We start from the raw sequence: 14,260 nt of genomic DNA, 5'->3' as shown, positions 1-14,260 counted from the left end.
AGGTAATGACACCTCGGAGGAGACTCACCCGTGCCCACTCTCGTCACCGGATGCCGCGGACGCGTCGGCGCCACGCTCGCTTCTCTCCTGCGCCGCGACGGCCACGCCGTACGCGCCGCCTCACGCAACCCCGAAGAACTCACCCGACGGCACACCGAGGGGCCCTCCGCGGGACCCGGCCGCCTGCCCACCGGTGTACCGGTCGTAGCCCTCGATCTCAGTGATCCAGCCACGTTCGCAACCGCTCTCGACGGGATCGACTCCGTCTTCCTCTACGCCGAGGCGTCCGCCATCGACGCCTTCCTCTCCGCGGCCGAATCCGCCGGGGTCGGCCATATCGTGCTGCTCTCCTCCAGTTCCGTCCTCGCCCCGGACCCCCACGACAACCCGATCGCCGCCTCCCACCACGCGGTGGAACAGGCTCTGATGACCTCGTCCCTCACGACGACGCTGCTCCGACCGGGCGCCTTCGCGAGCAACGCGTACCAGTGGGCGGAGTCGGTACGGACCCGCGGCTCCGTCGATCTTCCCCACCCCCTCAGTCACTCCAGCCCGATCCATGGGACGGACATCGCCGAGGCGGCCCTGGCCGTTCTCACCGACCCTCGGCTGCAAGGCACGGCGTACCACCTGACCGGGCCCGAATCACTCACAGCCGCTGAACAGGTCGGCCTGCTGGCGGCAGCATCCGGGCGTCCCCTCACCATCCACACCGTGACCGCGGCGGCCTGGAAGGAGTCGGTGGCGCCCTTCGTCCCGGAGCCGGTCGCCGATGCCCTGCTCGCCTACGCGGCCGCCACGGACGGCACGCCGGCCGAGGTGACCGGCGACACGGAGAAGCTGACCGGCCACCCGGCCCGTACCTTCGCCGCCTGGGCCGAGGAACACGCGGCCGCCTTCCGCCCCTGAGCCCACGCCCCTGCGCCTCGCACCCCCTGTACCCCGCGCCTCTCTGGGCCGAAAGCCTGAGCCGCGGCCCCGGCAGCGAACCCCCGGCGACGCGTCCGGCACCGAATTCCCTGGCCGAGGCACCCCGCCCGATGACATCCTGGCGAGGTGAACGGACCGGAAATCCATCTCGAAGTCGCCCCCGAGCTGCGGCTCTTCGTCGCCCATGAACGCCGCCGGGGGCGCTCGACCGTGGCCACCGACGGCTTCTCCACGCTCGGCCATGTCGTGGAATCGCTCGGTATCCCGCTCACCGAGGCCGGACAAATCCTGGTCGACGGCCGCCCCGTAACCGTCTCGCACATCCCGGGGGCCGGCGAGCTGGTCGAGGTGCGCGCCGTGGAACGCCCCCAGCGCGTCCCGGGCGCGCCCCTGCGCTTCCTGCTCGACGTCCATCTCGGCACGCTCGCCCGGCGCCTGCGGCTGCTGGGTGTCGATGCGGCGTACGAGAGCGAGGACATCGGCGATGCCGCGCTGGCCACCCGGTCGGCGGAAGAGCGCCGCGTACTGCTCTCCCGGGACCGCGGGCTGCTGCACCGGCGGGAAATCTGGGCCGGGGCGTACATCTACAGCGACCGCCCCGAGGACCAACTGCGGGACGTGCTGGAACGGTTCACACCGAGCCTGGCGCCCTGGACCAGATGCACCGCCTGCAACGGGCCGCTGAAGGCGGCCGACAAGGACTCCGTCAGCGGCCAGCTGGAGCACGGCACCCGGCGCTCGTACGACGTGTTCGCGCAGTGCACGGAGTGCGACCGCGTCTACTGGCGGGGCGCCCACCACACCCACCTGGACGCGATCGTCACGAAGGCACTCAGCGACTTCGCGCCCACTCCGCCGGACACCGCCTGAGGGAACGACCGGGACGGCGAACCGTCAATCCCGCCCGGCGCCCTCGGGATCTCCGGGGCTTCCGGGGCCTCCGGCACCACTGCGGCCGGAGACTGAGGGGCCGGACTCCCGCAGCGCCGCGACCTGCAGCGCACTCAGCTCGACCGTTCGCTGCATATGGGCGATGAGCAGGGCCACTTCGTCGTCGTCGTACGCGTCGAACATCGCCGCCCACGCCCCGCCCAGCCGCTCCCACACCGCGCCGATCTCCGCCATCCGCTCCGGCACGGTCGCGACGAGCACCCGCCGCCGGTCGACCGTGTCACGCTCGCGCGTCACATAGCCGCCCCGCTCCAGCCGGTCGACCAGCCGGGTCGCCGAACCCGTAGTGAGCCCGGTCAGCTCCGCGATACGGCCCGTGGTGACCGGCACCGTCTCCAGACCGAGCAGATTGAGGCACTGCAGATCGGTCGGGTGAAGCCGCAGATGGTCCGCGACGGCCTGGTTGAAGAGGGCGTACGCGGCCATGTAGCGGCGCGACTCGACGGTCAGTTCGGCCATCAGCGCACTGCGCCGGGCCGAGGACTTCTGCGGCATGCGGAAAGTCTACGAAGCGGATACTGCCGGGCATCGCGCGTCACCGGCCCGGCGCAACGCACCCCACCCCGCACCGCGACGTCACGCCCGCACTTCCCGCTCCCGCTCCCCCGCCTGCGCGCTACGGCTGCTCGGCGGTCAGATAGCGCTGGATGGTGGGTGCGAGCCAGGCGATCACCTCCTCGCGGGACATCGAGACCGCGGGCGGGAACCGCAGGACGTAACGCGCGAGCGCCATCCCCAGGATCTGCGAGGCGACGAGGGCAGCCCGGTGCGACGCCTCGGCCGGGTCGGGGCAGACGCCGACCGTCATCGCACCGAGCTGTTCGGCGAAGACCGCCCTCATCCGCTCGGCGCCGGCGTCGTTGGTGGCACCGACCCTGAGCATGCCCGTGAGCACGTCGTCGTCCTCCCAGCGGTCCAGGAAGTGCGCGACGAGCACGGCACCGATGTGCTTGCTCGGCATCGCCCCCAGCTCCGGTATCTGCACGTCGATCCTGGACGCGGCGGCGAACAGACCCTCCTTGTTGCCGTAGTAGCGCATGACCATCGACGGGTCGATGTTCGCGTCACGGGCGATGGCCCGGATGGTGGCCCGGTCATAGCCGTCGGTAGCGAACCGCTCGCGCGCAGCGTCGAGAATCGCGGCTTTGGTGGCATCCGAGCGGCGGGACGCGGCGGGCTTCATCGTCATGCCAACAACTGTAGGCCAACAGGCGTTGACACGCCAGCCGGGCCGTGACTATCGTTGCCAACAAGCGTTGACCAACATCTGTTGGCACGAACGTGACCGCTGATGACGGGCCCAGGAGGCAGAAATGACCACCAACCCGAGCACCGCACCCGACACCGTCGACGTACTCGTCGTGGGCGCAGGGCCCACCGGCCTTCTGCTCGCGGGCGACCTCGCCACCCAGGGCCTTTCGGTCACGCTCGTGGAGCGCCGCCCGCGCGAGACCAGCAACATCACGCGCGCCTTCGCGGTACACGCCCGCACACTCGAACTGCTCGACGCCCGCGACCTCGCCGACGAGCTCGTCAAGACGGGCACGCCCCTCACCACCCTGCGCTTCTTCGGCAAGCTTTCGCTCGACCTCTCCCGGCTGCGGACCCGCTTCCCCTTCGTGCTGATCACCCCGCAGTACGAGGTGGAGCGCCTGCTGGAGCGGCGTGCCCGCGCGGCGGGCGTCCACTTCCGGTACGACACGGAGCTGACCGCGCTCCACCAGAGCAGCGCGTCGGACACCGTCACCGCTGAACTGAGCGAGGCGGACGGCAGCCCGACGAAGCTCAGCGCCCGCTACCTCGTCGGCACCGACGGAGTTCACAGCCGCGTCCGACAGGCACTCGGCCTCCCCTTCCCAGGCGAATCCGTCATCCGGTCGATCGTCCTCGCCGACGTCCGGCTCACCGAGGAGCCCACCGACCTCCTGACGGTCAACGGCAGGGGAGACGCCTTCACCTTCATTGCCCCCTTCGGTGACGGCTGGTACCGCGTGATGGGCTGGCACCGCGCGCACCAGTGCGCCAGCAGCGATCCCGTCGACCTCGAAGAGCTGCGCGAGATCACCCGCTGCGCCCTCGGCACCGACCACGGCATGCACGACGCACGCTGGATCTCCCGCTTCCACAGCGACGAACGCCAGGTGCCCGCCTACCGGACCGGCCGGGTCTTCCTCGCCGGGGACGCCGCCCATGTCCACTCACCCGCAGGCGGCCAGGGCATGAACACCGGCCTTCAGGACGCGGCCAACCTCTCCTGGAAGCTCACGGCCGCACTGCGCGGACACACGGCCGACCCGGAGGCGCTGCTCGACAGCTATCACGCCGAACGGCACCCGGTCGGCGTGATGGTGCTCCGCTCCAGCGGCGCACTCGTCCGCCTCGCCATGGCCGGCACACCACTCCAGCGGACGGTCCGGTCGCTCATCAGCAAGACGCTGTCCACGATCCGGCCCGCCTCCGACAAGGTCCTAGGTCTGGTCTCCGGCATCTCGATCGCCTACGCGGCCCCACACGGCGCCCATCCCCTCACCGCGAAGCGCGCCCCTGACCTGAGCCTGCGGGAGGGCCGCCTCTACCAACTGCTGCGCGACGGCACGTTCGTCCTCGTCACCTCCGTCGGCGCCGCCACTCCGGCCACGCCCGCCCCCCTGGTGCACGCTCACTGGACGGGCGACCGCACCACCACCCTGCTCGTCCGCCCCGACGGCTACATCGCCTGGGCGAGCGACCACACCGACCCGGCCGCCCTGCAGGCCGCACTCACCCGATGAGTACGCGCCCCGCACCTGCGGCGCCCGCACCACAGGCCACCGCACCACAGGCCACCGCGCGTCAGAACACGTACTCGTCCCCGGTGGCCAAAGCCAGCACCTCGTGGTCGTTGTTCTTCGGGTTCCGGTCGGTCGCGCCGCCGTTCCACAGGGTGTCGACGCGGACAACGACCTCGTCCGGCCGCCCCGCCAACTGCAGTTCGAGGGCGAGCTGCAGACCCTCCTCCGCATCCGCGCGCAGCGCACCCGTCCGGCACAGCACGGTCAGCCGGTCGGCCTGCAGACAGCCCCCGGAAAGTTCCTGCCGCCCGGAGAGCGGCACCGACGTCCGCACCCGCACAGTGACACCCGGCACGTCCGACGGGCCGTGGTTCCTGCTCCGCACCCAGACCCCGAGCCCCGTACCCCACAGCGAGACGTGCCCGTGGAGCGACACATCCGCCTCCGGCGCGATGGCCCCATACGCAACGCCGGCGGGTCCAACGCCAGCAGGTGCAACGCCACCCAAGACAACGCCACTCGGGGCAACGCCGGCAGGTGCAACGCCACTCGGGGCAACGCCGACAGGTCCAACGCCGCCAGGCGCATCACCCTCGGGCGCAACGCCCCCGGCCGCCACAGCCGCGCCGCCCGACCCCAACCCCAGCACCACAGCCGCCACGACGACCGCAGCCGTCGCCACCACCGAGGCGGCGGGCACCACCGGCGCAGCTCTCCGTGTCACTACCATGCCCCGAAGATACAGATCGCCCCGAATTATCCATATGTACCGACCGGTTCGGCGCGCCTCCGCATCGCTCCCCTCACGGACTCGCAAGGGTCGGGCCGGGCGAGCAGCACCGCGCTCCGGTCCGCGACGCCGCCCCCCATGTGCCGGTCGGTCTTGCTCCTGATTCCTGCGAACCTCGTTCCTGCGGGCCTCGCCGTTCCGCCGCGGCAGCCGGTGCCCCTCCCCCACGCTCCTCGCCCCATGACAGGCTTCGCCCATGGTCGTCGCCCGCTCTGTCGCTCTGTTCGTCGTCGCCGCCCTCTTCGAGATCGGCGGCGCCTGGCTCGTCTGGCAGGGCGTGCGTGAGCACCGCGGCTGGATCTGGATCGGCGCGGGCGTCATCGCCCTCGGCGCCTACGGCTTTGTCGCCACGCTTCAGCCTGACGCCGAGTTCGGCCGCATCCTCGCCGCGTACGGCGGCATCTTCGTCGCGGGCTCGATCGCCTGGGGCATGGTCGCCGACGGCTACCGCCCCGACCGCTGGGACGTGATCGGTGCGCTGGTCTGCCTGGCGGGAATGGCCGTGATCATGTACGCCCCCCGCAATCACTGACCGTCCGCCTGCCTATCCTGACCCCGTACCGATCAGCTGCCCGAGGAGTCCGTCATGGCCGCCACCCCGATCGCCGTCATCACCGGAGCGAGCAGCGGCATCGGCGCCGCGACCGCCCGACAGCTGGCCGTCGCCGGCTACCGCGTCGTTCTGACCGCCCGTCGCAAAGACCGCATCGAGGCGCTCGCCGCCGAGATCAACGAGGCGGGCCATCAGGCAACGGCCTACGCCCTGGATGTCACCGACCGCGACGCCGTGGACGAGTTCGCCACGGCGTTCCGCACCCTCGCCGTCCTCGTCAACAACGCGGGCGGCGCACTCGGCGCCGACCCCGTCGCCACCGGCGACCCCGCCGACTGGCGCCAGATGTACGAGACGAACGTCATCGGCACGCTCAACGTCACCCAGGCCCTGCTCCCCGCCCTCACCGCAGGCGGGGACGGCACGGTCGTGATCCTCTCCTCCACTGCGGGCCTCTCCGCCTACGAGGGCGGCGGCGGCTACGTGGCCGCCAAGCACGGCGAACACGTCCTGGCGGAGACGCTCCGGCTGGAGATCGTCGGCACCCCGGTCCGCGTCATCGAGGTGGCCCCCGGCATGGTCAAGACAGAGGAGTTCGCCACCACCCGCTTCCGCGGCGACACCGAGAAGGCGGCAAAGGTGTACGCGGGCGTCGAGGCCCCGCTCACCGCCGACGACGTGGCCGACACCATCACCTGGGCCGTCACCCGCCCCAGCCATGTGAACATCGACCTCCTGGTGGTCCGGCCCCGCGCCCAGGCCTCCAACTCCAAGGTCCACCGCACCGCCTGACCACCCGGCCACGCCGCACCGCCCAACCACGGCGCCGCGCCACCGCACCGCACCACCGCGCCGCCCAACCACACCACCGCACCACACCGCACCGCACCGCACCACCGCGCCGCCCAACCACACCACCGCACCGCACGCCCGCCCGCGCCGAAGCCCCGAAACCGCCGCGGACAACGCCACCCAGCCGGACGCGGACACCGCCCCGCAGCCGGACGTCGAAGAGCCCCGGACGCACCACCCGCGTCCGAGGCTCTCCGGTTCAGAGGTCCTGCCGCCCGGCGGCCCTCCGTCCAACCGTGAGTGAGGGGGCTCAGCCCTTCACGCACACGACCTGCTTGAGCTTGGCGACGACCTCCACCAGGTCCCGCTGCTGCTCGATGACCCGCTCGATCGGCTTGTACGCGGCCGGAATCTCGTCCACGACGCCAGAGTCCTTGCGACACTCCACGCCCCGCGTCTGATCCTCCAGATCACGCGTCGAGAAGCGCCGCTTCGCGGCGTTCCGGCTCATCTTCCGGCCGGCGCCGTGCGAGGCCGAGTTGAAGGACTTCTCATTCCCGAGGCCCTTCACGATGTACGAGCCGGTGCCCATCGAGCCCGGGATGATCCCGAAGTCACCGGAACCCGCACGGATCGCGCCCTTTCGCGTAACCAGCAGGTCCATGCCCTCGTAACGCTCCTCCGCCACATAGTTGTGGTGGCAGGAGATGACCGGTTCGAAGGTGACCTTGGCCTTCTTGAACTCCTTACGGACGACGTTCTGGAAGAGCGCCATCATGATGGCGCGGTTGTACTTCGCGTACTCCTGCGCCCAGAACAGGTCGTTCCGGTACGCCGCCATCTGCGGGGTGTCGGCGATGAACACGGCCAGGTCCCGGTCGATCAGGTCCTGGTTGTGCGGCAGCTTCTGCGCCTGTCCGATGTGGAAGTCGGCCAGTTCCTTGCCGATGTTCCGCGATCCGGAGTGCAGCATCAGCCAGACCACCCCGGACTCATCGAGGCAGAACTCGATGAAATGGTTGCCCGATCCGAGCGTTCCTATCTGCTTCGTGGCACGTTCCTGGCGGAACTTGACCGCATCGGCCACCCCGTCGAACCGCCCCCAGAAGTCGTCCCAGCCCGGCGCCCGGAAGCCGTACACATGGTCCGGGTCCACGGCGTCGTCGTGCATGCCGCGGCCCACCGGAATGGCCTGTTCGATCTTCGACCGCAGCCGGGACAGGTCGCCCGGCAGGTCATTGGCCGTCAGGGAGGTCTTCACCGCGGACATTCCGCAACCGATGTCCACACCCACCGCCGCCGGACACACCGCACCGTGCATCGCTATCACCGAACCGACCGTCGCCCCCTTGCCGAAGTGGACGTCCGGCATCACGGCGAGCCCCTTGATCCAGGGCAGGGTGGCCACGTTGCGCAACTGCTGCATCGCAACGTCCTCGACCGAGGCCGGATCGGCCCACATACGGATCGGGACCTTCGCGCCCGGCACCTCTACATACGACATAGCCCCTCGATTCCCCCGAAAATTCTGAAAGCGCAAAACCGGTGCCAAGGTCGGCAAATGAGTCGGTCGACCGGCATTCACAGCGGCGCGTGCGATACACATTGTGTCCACCGGTCGCCATCGAGCGGCAACCGTTTTTCGCACGAAGGGAGCCCAGGACCGTGCGACGAATGGCGTACGTACCCGGCACCGCGCTACTGGCAGCGCTCGCCGTCGGCTGCAGTTCAAGTACCGGAACCGGTAGCTCCGCCGCCGACAGCAAGCCCGGCGAGGCAACCGTCGCCGCGGCGGCCCCCGGTAAGTACCGCACCCTTCCCGACCCTTGCCGGGCCATTACGTCGTCCACGCTGAAGGACGTACTCCCGGGCGCGGCCGAACTCCCCGAGGACCAGCAGAAGAAGGTGTACGAGGGCGCCGCCAGCGTCACCTACGACACCGACCGCCGGGTCGGCTGCCGCTGGAAGTCCGAGGCCCCCGACTCCTCGCACACCCTCTTCGTCGACTTCGAGCGTGTCGTGTCCTACGACCCCTCGGTGAGCGACGACGACCGCGCCCGCGAGGTGTACACGAAGAAGGAGACCGCCGCCGGACTGGTCTCGCCCTCCGCCTCACCCAGCAGCACGGAGAAGGAGGAGCCCCCTTCCTCGGACTCCGCGTCGGGCTCCGCCTCGCACGCCCTGTCCGGCCCGGCCTCCGAGGACAAGACCTCGGGCAAGAGCGACAGCGGGAAGAGCGACAGCGGGAAGAGCGACAGCGGGAAGAGCGACAGCGGGAAGAGCGACAGCGGCAACACCGACGGCGGCACGCCCAGCGGCACGTCCGACGGAGCCGACGAGAGCGTTCTGCCCCGCACGCTCGACGACCTCGGAGACAGTGCATTTGTGGACGATCTGCTCACTCGGGCAGGTTCCACCGCACAGCACCGCACGGTGAGCGTGGTCTTCCGCACATCGAACGTCATCGTGACCGTCGAGTACACCGAGCAGCCGGCCACCTCCACCGCCGTTCCCGACAGCAAGGAACTGCAGGACACGGCCGCGGCGCTGGCCCAGAAGCTGGTCGACAAGTTCAGCGAGTAGCCGTGCGCGGGGCGCCCCCGGCAGGGCGGCGTCCACGCCCACCGAGTGCCGCACCCGGCCGCCGTCCGTCGTACCGTGGCCCTCCGGAAGGCCCTCCGAAGCCTTCCGGACGCCCCCGAACAGCCACCGGAACACCGACCGCCCGCGCCAGCCCGCCAGCCAGCCCGCCAAGACCACCAGGCACCTCGCAGACCCGCCGCCCCCGACCACCAGGCAGCCCGACCACCTGGCAGCCCGACCCCCCGGGCAGCCCGCCCGCCGCGCCACCGAGTGAAGGAACCATGCACCGTTCAGCCCCGCGACTCGCCCGCATACTCGCCTGCGCCGCCGTTCCGGTGATGCTCGTCGTCGCCGGCTGCTCGTCGGACTCCGGCGACAAGAAGGACTCGGGTTCGCCCTCGTCGTCCACGGCTTCGCCGGACGCCAAGAAGTCGGAACCGAGCGTCGAGCCGGCGAAATTCACCGCGCTGCCCGACCCGTGCAAGTCGATCAGCAAGAAGGCGGTCACCTCACTGGTCCCCCAGGCGAAGACCCCGGGCGGCACGCCCGCCGGCTCCAGCGACACCGCGTACCGCGCCGGCTGCTCCTGGAACGGCCTCGACGACAACGGCGTGAAGGGTTCCCAGTACCGCTGGCTCGACGTCGGCTTCACCCGCTTCGACTCGGACCAGTCCCTGGGCAGCGGCGCCAAGCGCGCGCAGCAGGACTACGCGAAGCAGATCACCAAGGTCAAGGCCGCCGAGGGTGCGAAGAAGCTCGCCGAGGCACCCGTCACCGGCATCGGCGAGCAGGCCACCAAGATCACGTACGACCTGACCAAGACGAGTGAGGACTTCAAGTACGCGACGATCGTGGCCCGCACGGGGAACGTCGTCATCACCCTCACCTACAACGGAGCGGGCTACGCGGGCGCGAAGACTCCGTCCGCCGACGAGATCCTGAAGGGCGCCGAGAAGGCGACCAAGGAGACGGTGGCCTCGGTCGCCACCGCCGGGACGAAGCCGGACGCACCGAGCGGGTCGGCCAAGCCCGACGAGTCGGCGAAGAAGGATGAATCACCCAAGTCGGGTGCGTCACTCAAGGCTGACGAGAAGGCCACGGACAAGAAGACGAGCTAGGGTCTTCCGTTCGGACGAGGCCGGATCACGCCGGGTCACGCCGGATCGGCGAGCGGGGCCCGGCGTGCCCCGACGCCCCTGTTTGGAAGCGGAATCACGAAGCCCGGTACTCCCCCGAGTACCGGGCTTCGCCCCTCCCCGCGCAACATGCCGCGCCCTCATGTGCCAGGCTGTGCCCGCCAGAAGTCGAAGCAGGACGTCGCAGCGAGACGTTGGAGCGTGACGCCGAACCAAGGCGTCGAAGCAGCACGTGGACGCAGAACGTCGGCGCAGAACATCTGCGCAGAACGTAGGCGCAGAACGTCGACGCGCGACGTCGGATACGGGAAACGGGGAGGGGAACGCGGGTGGCCGCAATGCAGCTGACACGCACCCACCGGATACTCATCGGTCTCGTGGTCGCCGGTGCGGTGCTCATCGCCGCGATCGGCTTCGCGGGTTCGTACGCGGCGGTGCGCGAGCTCGCCCTGCAGAAGGGCTTCGGGAACTTCTCGCTGGTCTTCCCGATCGGCATCGACGCGGGCATCTGTGTCCTGCTCGCCCTGGACCTGCTGCTGACCTGGATGCGCATCCCGTTCCCGCTGCTGCGCCAGACGGCCTGGCTGCTGACCGCCGCGACGATCGCCTTCAACGGCGCCGCGGCCTGGCCCGACCCGCTCGGCGTCGGCATGCACGCGGTCATCCCGGTGCTGTTCGTGGTCTCCGTCGAGGCCGCCCGGCACGCCGTGGGCCGGATCGCCGACATCACCGCCGACAAGCACATGGAGGGCGTGCGGCTCACCCGCTGGCTGCTCTCCCCCGTGCCGACGTTCAAGCTGTGGCGGCGGATGAAGCTCTGGGAGCTCCGTTCGTACGAGCAGGTCATCAAGCTCGAACAGGACCGGCTGATCTACCAGGCCCGCCTCCAGGCCCGCTTCGGCCGCAGCTGGCGCCGCAAGGCACCCGTCGAGTCCCTGATGCCGCTGCGCCTGGCGAAGTACGGCGTCCCGCTGGCCGACACGGGTGCGGCCGGCCTCGCCGCCGCAGGCATCGAACCGGCCCTGCTGCCGCCCGCCCCGGCCCTGGTCGCCGCCGAAGCCGACGAGTACCAGCCCGAGTTGCCGTACGCCGGGGCCCACCCCGAACAGCAGCACACGCAGCAGCACGAGCAGTACGAGCCGCACCAGCAGCAGCACACGCACCCCTCCGACCCGGCCGCTGCCGAGCAGTGGCCCCAGGAGGGCCCCGGCTCGCACGAGAGCCCGTGGTTCGCGGCGCCCCGGACGCCCGACGACGCGTACGAGAGTGCGTACGACCCGACGTACGTGGAGGGCCTGGAGCCCACCCCCGTCATGGTCCCGCTGGGCCCCGGCGGCCGCACCCGCCCCCTGGGCAGCGTGGGCACGATCGGCGCCGTCCCGAGCCCCCGCGCCGCGGAATCCCAGCCGGCGCCCCGTACCGACGAGCAGCAGCCGCAGGAGCCCCGGAAGGATCTGGCGCAGAACCCGTCCCAGGACCCTGCGCAGAATCCGGCTCAGGACCCTGCTCAGGACCCGGCCGAGTGGGCGCAGGAGGACGCGGAGTTCGGCGAGATCGCGTACGAGGCGTTCGCGGCGTTCGTGAACCAGCACCACGACTTCCCGAGTGTCGAGGCCCTGGACATACACGTCTCGGACGGCCACAACATCAGGCACCCGCGCAGCGCGGCACTGATCCGCCGCCTGATGCCGGAGTTCAAGAACCGCTACCACGCGGAACTCGAAGCGGACCACATCGCGTAGTCACGCGTCACGCCTCACCACGCCGCCCGTCGGTCCCGCACCCGAGAACGGACGGAACGGAACCGGCAACGACGGAGGGCCGTCACCCGAATCACCGGGTGACGGCCCTCCGTGCGGGAACCCCTACGCGCCCAGCAGCTTCCGCACCCGGTCGGCCCCCACGGCCAGCAGCAGCGTGGGCAGCCGCGGCCCCGTGTCCCGGCTGACGAGCAGCCGGTACAGGAGCGCGAAGAACGACCGCTGCGCGGCCTTCAGCTCGGGCGTCGGCTTGGCGTCCGGCTCCAGGCCCGCCAGGATCTTCGGCACGCCGTAGACGAGCGTGGTGAGTCCGTCCAGCGACCAGTGCGAGTCCAGTCCCTCCAGGAGCAGCCGCAGCGACTGTCGGCCCTGCTCGTCCAGCGAGCCGAGCAGTTCCTTGTCCGGCTCGTCGCGGACGATGGTGCGGGCCTCGGCCGGGACCTGGCTGGTGATCCAGTTCTCGGCGCGGTCGAGACGGGGCCGGGCCTCGTCCAGCGAGGCCAGCGGGTTCTCCGGGTCCAGCTCGCTGAGAATGCGCAGCGTCTGCTCGTCGTGTCCGGCCGTGATGTCGACGACCGAGGCGAGCGTGCGGTACGGGAGCGGGCGCCGCGTACGCGGCAGCTCACCGGCGGCCGTACCGATGGCCCGCGCGTAGGCGGCGGCGTCGGCCGACAGCACCGAGTCGTCGGCGACCTTGCGCGCCAGCGAGTCCCACTCGTCGTAGAGCCGCTGGATCTCCTGGTCGAAGGCGATCTTGAAGGACTGGTTGGGCCTGCGGCGCGCGTACAGCCAGCGCAGCAGGGGCGCCTCCATGATCTTCAGCGCGTCGGCCGGGGTCGGCACGCCGCCCTTGCTGGAGGACATCTTCGCCATGCCGGAGATGCCGACGAAGGCGTACATCGGGCCGATCGGCTGCACGCCGTCGAAGATCTCACGGACGATCTGGCCGCCGACGACGAACGAGGAGCCCGGCGAGGAGTGGTCCACCCCGCTCGGCTCGAAGATCACGCCCTCGTACGCCCAGCGCATCGGCCAGTCGACCTTCCAGACCAGCTTGCCGCGGTTGAACTCGCTCAGCCGGACGGTCTCGGCGAAGCCGCAGGCCGTGCAGGTGTAATTCAGCTCGGTGCTGTCGTCGTCGTACGACGTGACGGTCGTGAGGTCCTTCTCGCAGTTGCCGCAGTAGGGCTTGTACGGGAAGTAGCCGGCCGAGCCGCCGCTGCCGTCGTCCTCACCGGCCGCGCCGGAACCCGCCTCGGCCTCCAGCTCCGCCTCGTCGGCCTTCTTCTGCTGCTGCGGCTTCTTGCCGCCCTTGCCGCCTGCCGCGCCCGCCGCCGGGTCCTTCTTCGTCCGGTACCGGTCGAGGACGGCGTCGATGTCGGCGCGGTGCTTCATCGCGTGCAGGATCTGCTCGCGGTACGCGCCCATCGTGTACTGCTCGGTCTGGCTGATGCCGTCGTACTCGACGCCGAGCTCGTCCAGCGAGGCGGTCATGGCGGCCTTGAAGTGCTCCGCCCAGTTCGGGAACGTGGACCCGGCCGGGGCGGGCACCGAGGTCAGCGGCTTGCCGATGTGCTCGGCCCAGGACTCGTCGACACCCGGGACGCCGTTCGGAACCTTGCGGTAGCGGTCGTAGTCGTCCCAGGAGATCAGGTGCCGGACGGTGTACCCGCGGCGGCGGATCTCGTCGGCGACCAGGTGCGGGGTCATGACCTCGCGGAGGTTGCCCAGGTGGATCGGGCCGGACGGGGAGAGGCCGGACGCGACGACGACCGGTTTGCCAGGCGCACGACGCTCCGATTCGGCGATGACATCGTCCGCGAAGCGGGAGACCCAGTCGGTCTCGGTGCTGCTCTGACTCTGAGCCACGGTCTGCACGTCCTTCTCTCTTGTCTGCCTTGTGGGACTCGTAGGAACGACCCTTGTGGGACTGGTAGGGGCACCGCCCATTCTCCCAGGTCCCCCCGGCAGCGCGAAAACGGCTTTACCCGCCG

At 70.4% G+C, this 14,260-nt stretch carries 13 protein-coding genes; 8 read left to right on the top strand and 5 right to left on the bottom strand.

Annotation, left to right across the window (positions count from 1 at the left end; translation table 11 throughout):
* Positions 1–30: 30 nt before the first annotated feature.
* Together ACZ68L_RS02000 and ACZ68L_RS01995 are read left to right on the top strand one after the other, a co-directional pair.
* Complete coding sequence (locus ACZ68L_RS02000) at positions 31–909, top strand: SDR family oxidoreductase (RefSeq protein ID WP_469573417.1); 879 nt, start codon at positions 31–33, stop codon at positions 907–909.
* A gap of 147 nt (positions 910–1,056) precedes the next feature.
* On the top strand, positions 1,057–1,800 hold the full coding sequence (locus tag ACZ68L_RS01995; protein ID WP_469573415.1) for a Mut7-C RNAse domain-containing protein: 744 nt from the start codon (positions 1,057–1,059) through the stop codon (positions 1,798–1,800).
* 24 nt (positions 1,801–1,824) lie between these two features.
* Here ACZ68L_RS01995 and ACZ68L_RS01990 read toward each other — a convergent pair whose 3' ends face one another.
* Complete coding sequence (locus ACZ68L_RS01990; RefSeq protein ID WP_469573413.1) at positions 1,825–2,376, bottom strand: MarR family winged helix-turn-helix transcriptional regulator; 552 nt, start codon at positions 2,374–2,376, stop codon at positions 1,825–1,827.
* A 121-nt stretch (positions 2,377–2,497) separates the two neighbouring features.
* A complete protein-coding gene (locus ACZ68L_RS01985; RefSeq protein WP_469573411.1) occupies positions 2,498–3,070 on the bottom strand; it encodes a TetR/AcrR family transcriptional regulator in 573 nt (190 codons plus the stop codon).
* Between the two features lie 124 nt (positions 3,071–3,194).
* Here ACZ68L_RS01985 and ACZ68L_RS01980 point away from each other — a divergent pair, with 124 nt between their 5' ends.
* Positions 3,195–4,652 (top strand): FAD-dependent oxidoreductase, encoded by a 1,458-nt coding sequence (locus ACZ68L_RS01980; RefSeq protein WP_469573410.1) that lies wholly within the window; start codon positions 3,195–3,197, stop codon positions 4,650–4,652.
* A 61-nt stretch (positions 4,653–4,713) separates the two neighbouring features.
* On the opposite strand, the gene ACZ68L_RS01975 is transcribed toward ACZ68L_RS01980, so the two are convergent.
* The gene (locus tag ACZ68L_RS01975) at positions 4,714–5,088 is read right to left on the bottom strand and encodes a hypothetical protein (protein WP_469573408.1); all 375 of its coding nucleotides are present in this window, start codon (positions 5,086–5,088) and stop codon (positions 4,714–4,716) included.
* 550 nt (positions 5,089–5,638) lie between these two features.
* Here ACZ68L_RS01975 and ACZ68L_RS01970 point away from each other — a divergent pair.
* Positions 5,639–5,974: a YnfA family protein gene (locus tag ACZ68L_RS01970; protein ID WP_469573406.1), complete on the top strand. Its 336-nt coding sequence runs from the start codon at positions 5,639–5,641 to the stop codon at positions 5,972–5,974.
* 54 nt (positions 5,975–6,028) lie between these two features.
* Entirely contained in the window at positions 6,029–6,787 is a 759-nt protein-coding gene (locus tag ACZ68L_RS01965; protein ID WP_469573404.1) for an SDR family NAD(P)-dependent oxidoreductase, read from the top strand.
* A gap of 310 nt (positions 6,788–7,097) precedes the next feature.
* Here ACZ68L_RS01965 and ACZ68L_RS01960 read toward each other — a convergent pair whose 3' ends face one another.
* Complete coding sequence (locus ACZ68L_RS01960) at positions 7,098–8,291, bottom strand: RtcB family protein (protein ID WP_469573402.1); 1,194 nt, start codon at positions 8,289–8,291, stop codon at positions 7,098–7,100.
* A 170-nt stretch (positions 8,292–8,461) separates the two neighbouring features.
* Between ACZ68L_RS01960 and ACZ68L_RS01955 the strand changes: the two genes are divergently transcribed.
* The 3 genes from ACZ68L_RS01955 (at position 8,462) to ACZ68L_RS01945 (ending at position 12,248) form a co-directional block, all read left to right on the top strand.
* Entirely contained in the window at positions 8,462–9,370 is a 909-nt protein-coding gene (locus tag ACZ68L_RS01955) for a DUF3558 domain-containing protein (protein ID WP_469573401.1), read from the top strand.
* 281 nt (positions 9,371–9,651) lie between these two features.
* On the top strand, positions 9,652–10,488 hold the full coding sequence (locus tag ACZ68L_RS01950; protein ID WP_469573399.1) for a DUF3558 family protein: 837 nt from the start codon (positions 9,652–9,654) through the stop codon (positions 10,486–10,488).
* 356 nt (positions 10,489–10,844) lie between these two features.
* Entirely contained in the window at positions 10,845–12,248 is a 1,404-nt protein-coding gene (locus tag ACZ68L_RS01945; RefSeq protein WP_469573980.1) for a DUF2637 domain-containing protein, read from the top strand.
* Positions 12,249–12,371: 123 nt separating this feature from the next.
* Here the strand turns inward: ACZ68L_RS01945 and lysS are convergent, their stop codons facing one another.
* On the bottom strand, positions 12,372–14,144 hold the full coding sequence (gene lysS / locus ACZ68L_RS01940; RefSeq protein WP_469573397.1) for a lysine--tRNA ligase: 1,773 nt from the start codon (positions 14,142–14,144) through the stop codon (positions 12,372–12,374).
* Positions 14,145–14,260 lie beyond the last annotated feature (116 nt).

The sequence above is a fragment of the Streptomyces sp. NPDC104309 genome (genome assembly GCF_055584025.1).
The sequence above is the reverse complement of the archived record's forward strand: the minus strand, read 5'-3'. Positions and strand labels throughout refer to the sequence as shown.

What these genes read in the sequence shown, in the direction of transcription:
- ACZ68L_RS01990 (WP_469573413.1), bottom strand. Translation starts at nt 2,376, where the DNA reads ATGCCGCAGAAGTCCTCGGCCCGGCGCAGTGCGCTGATGGCCGAACTG.
- ACZ68L_RS01985 (WP_469573411.1), bottom strand. Translation starts at nt 3,070, where the DNA reads ATGACGATGAAGCCCGCCGCGTCCCGCCGCTCGGATGCCACCAAAGCC.
- ACZ68L_RS01945 (WP_469573980.1), top strand. Translation starts at nt 10,845, where the DNA reads ATGCAGCTGACACGCACCCACCGGATACTCATCGGTCTCGTGGTCGCC.
- ACZ68L_RS01980 (WP_469573410.1), top strand. Translation starts at nt 3,195, where the DNA reads ATGACCACCAACCCGAGCACCGCACCCGACACCGTCGACGTACTCGTC.
- ACZ68L_RS01955 (WP_469573401.1), top strand. Translation starts at nt 8,462, where the DNA reads ATGGCGTACGTACCCGGCACCGCGCTACTGGCAGCGCTCGCCGTCGGC.
- ACZ68L_RS01965 (WP_469573404.1), top strand. Translation starts at nt 6,029, where the DNA reads ATGGCCGCCACCCCGATCGCCGTCATCACCGGAGCGAGCAGCGGCATC.
- ACZ68L_RS01950 (WP_469573399.1), top strand. Translation starts at nt 9,652, where the DNA reads ATGCACCGTTCAGCCCCGCGACTCGCCCGCATACTCGCCTGCGCCGCC.
- ACZ68L_RS01960 (WP_469573402.1), bottom strand. Translation starts at nt 8,291, where the DNA reads ATGTCGTATGTAGAGGTGCCGGGCGCGAAGGTCCCGATCCGTATGTGG.
- ACZ68L_RS01970 (WP_469573406.1), top strand. Translation starts at nt 5,639, where the DNA reads ATGGTCGTCGCCCGCTCTGTCGCTCTGTTCGTCGTCGCCGCCCTCTTC.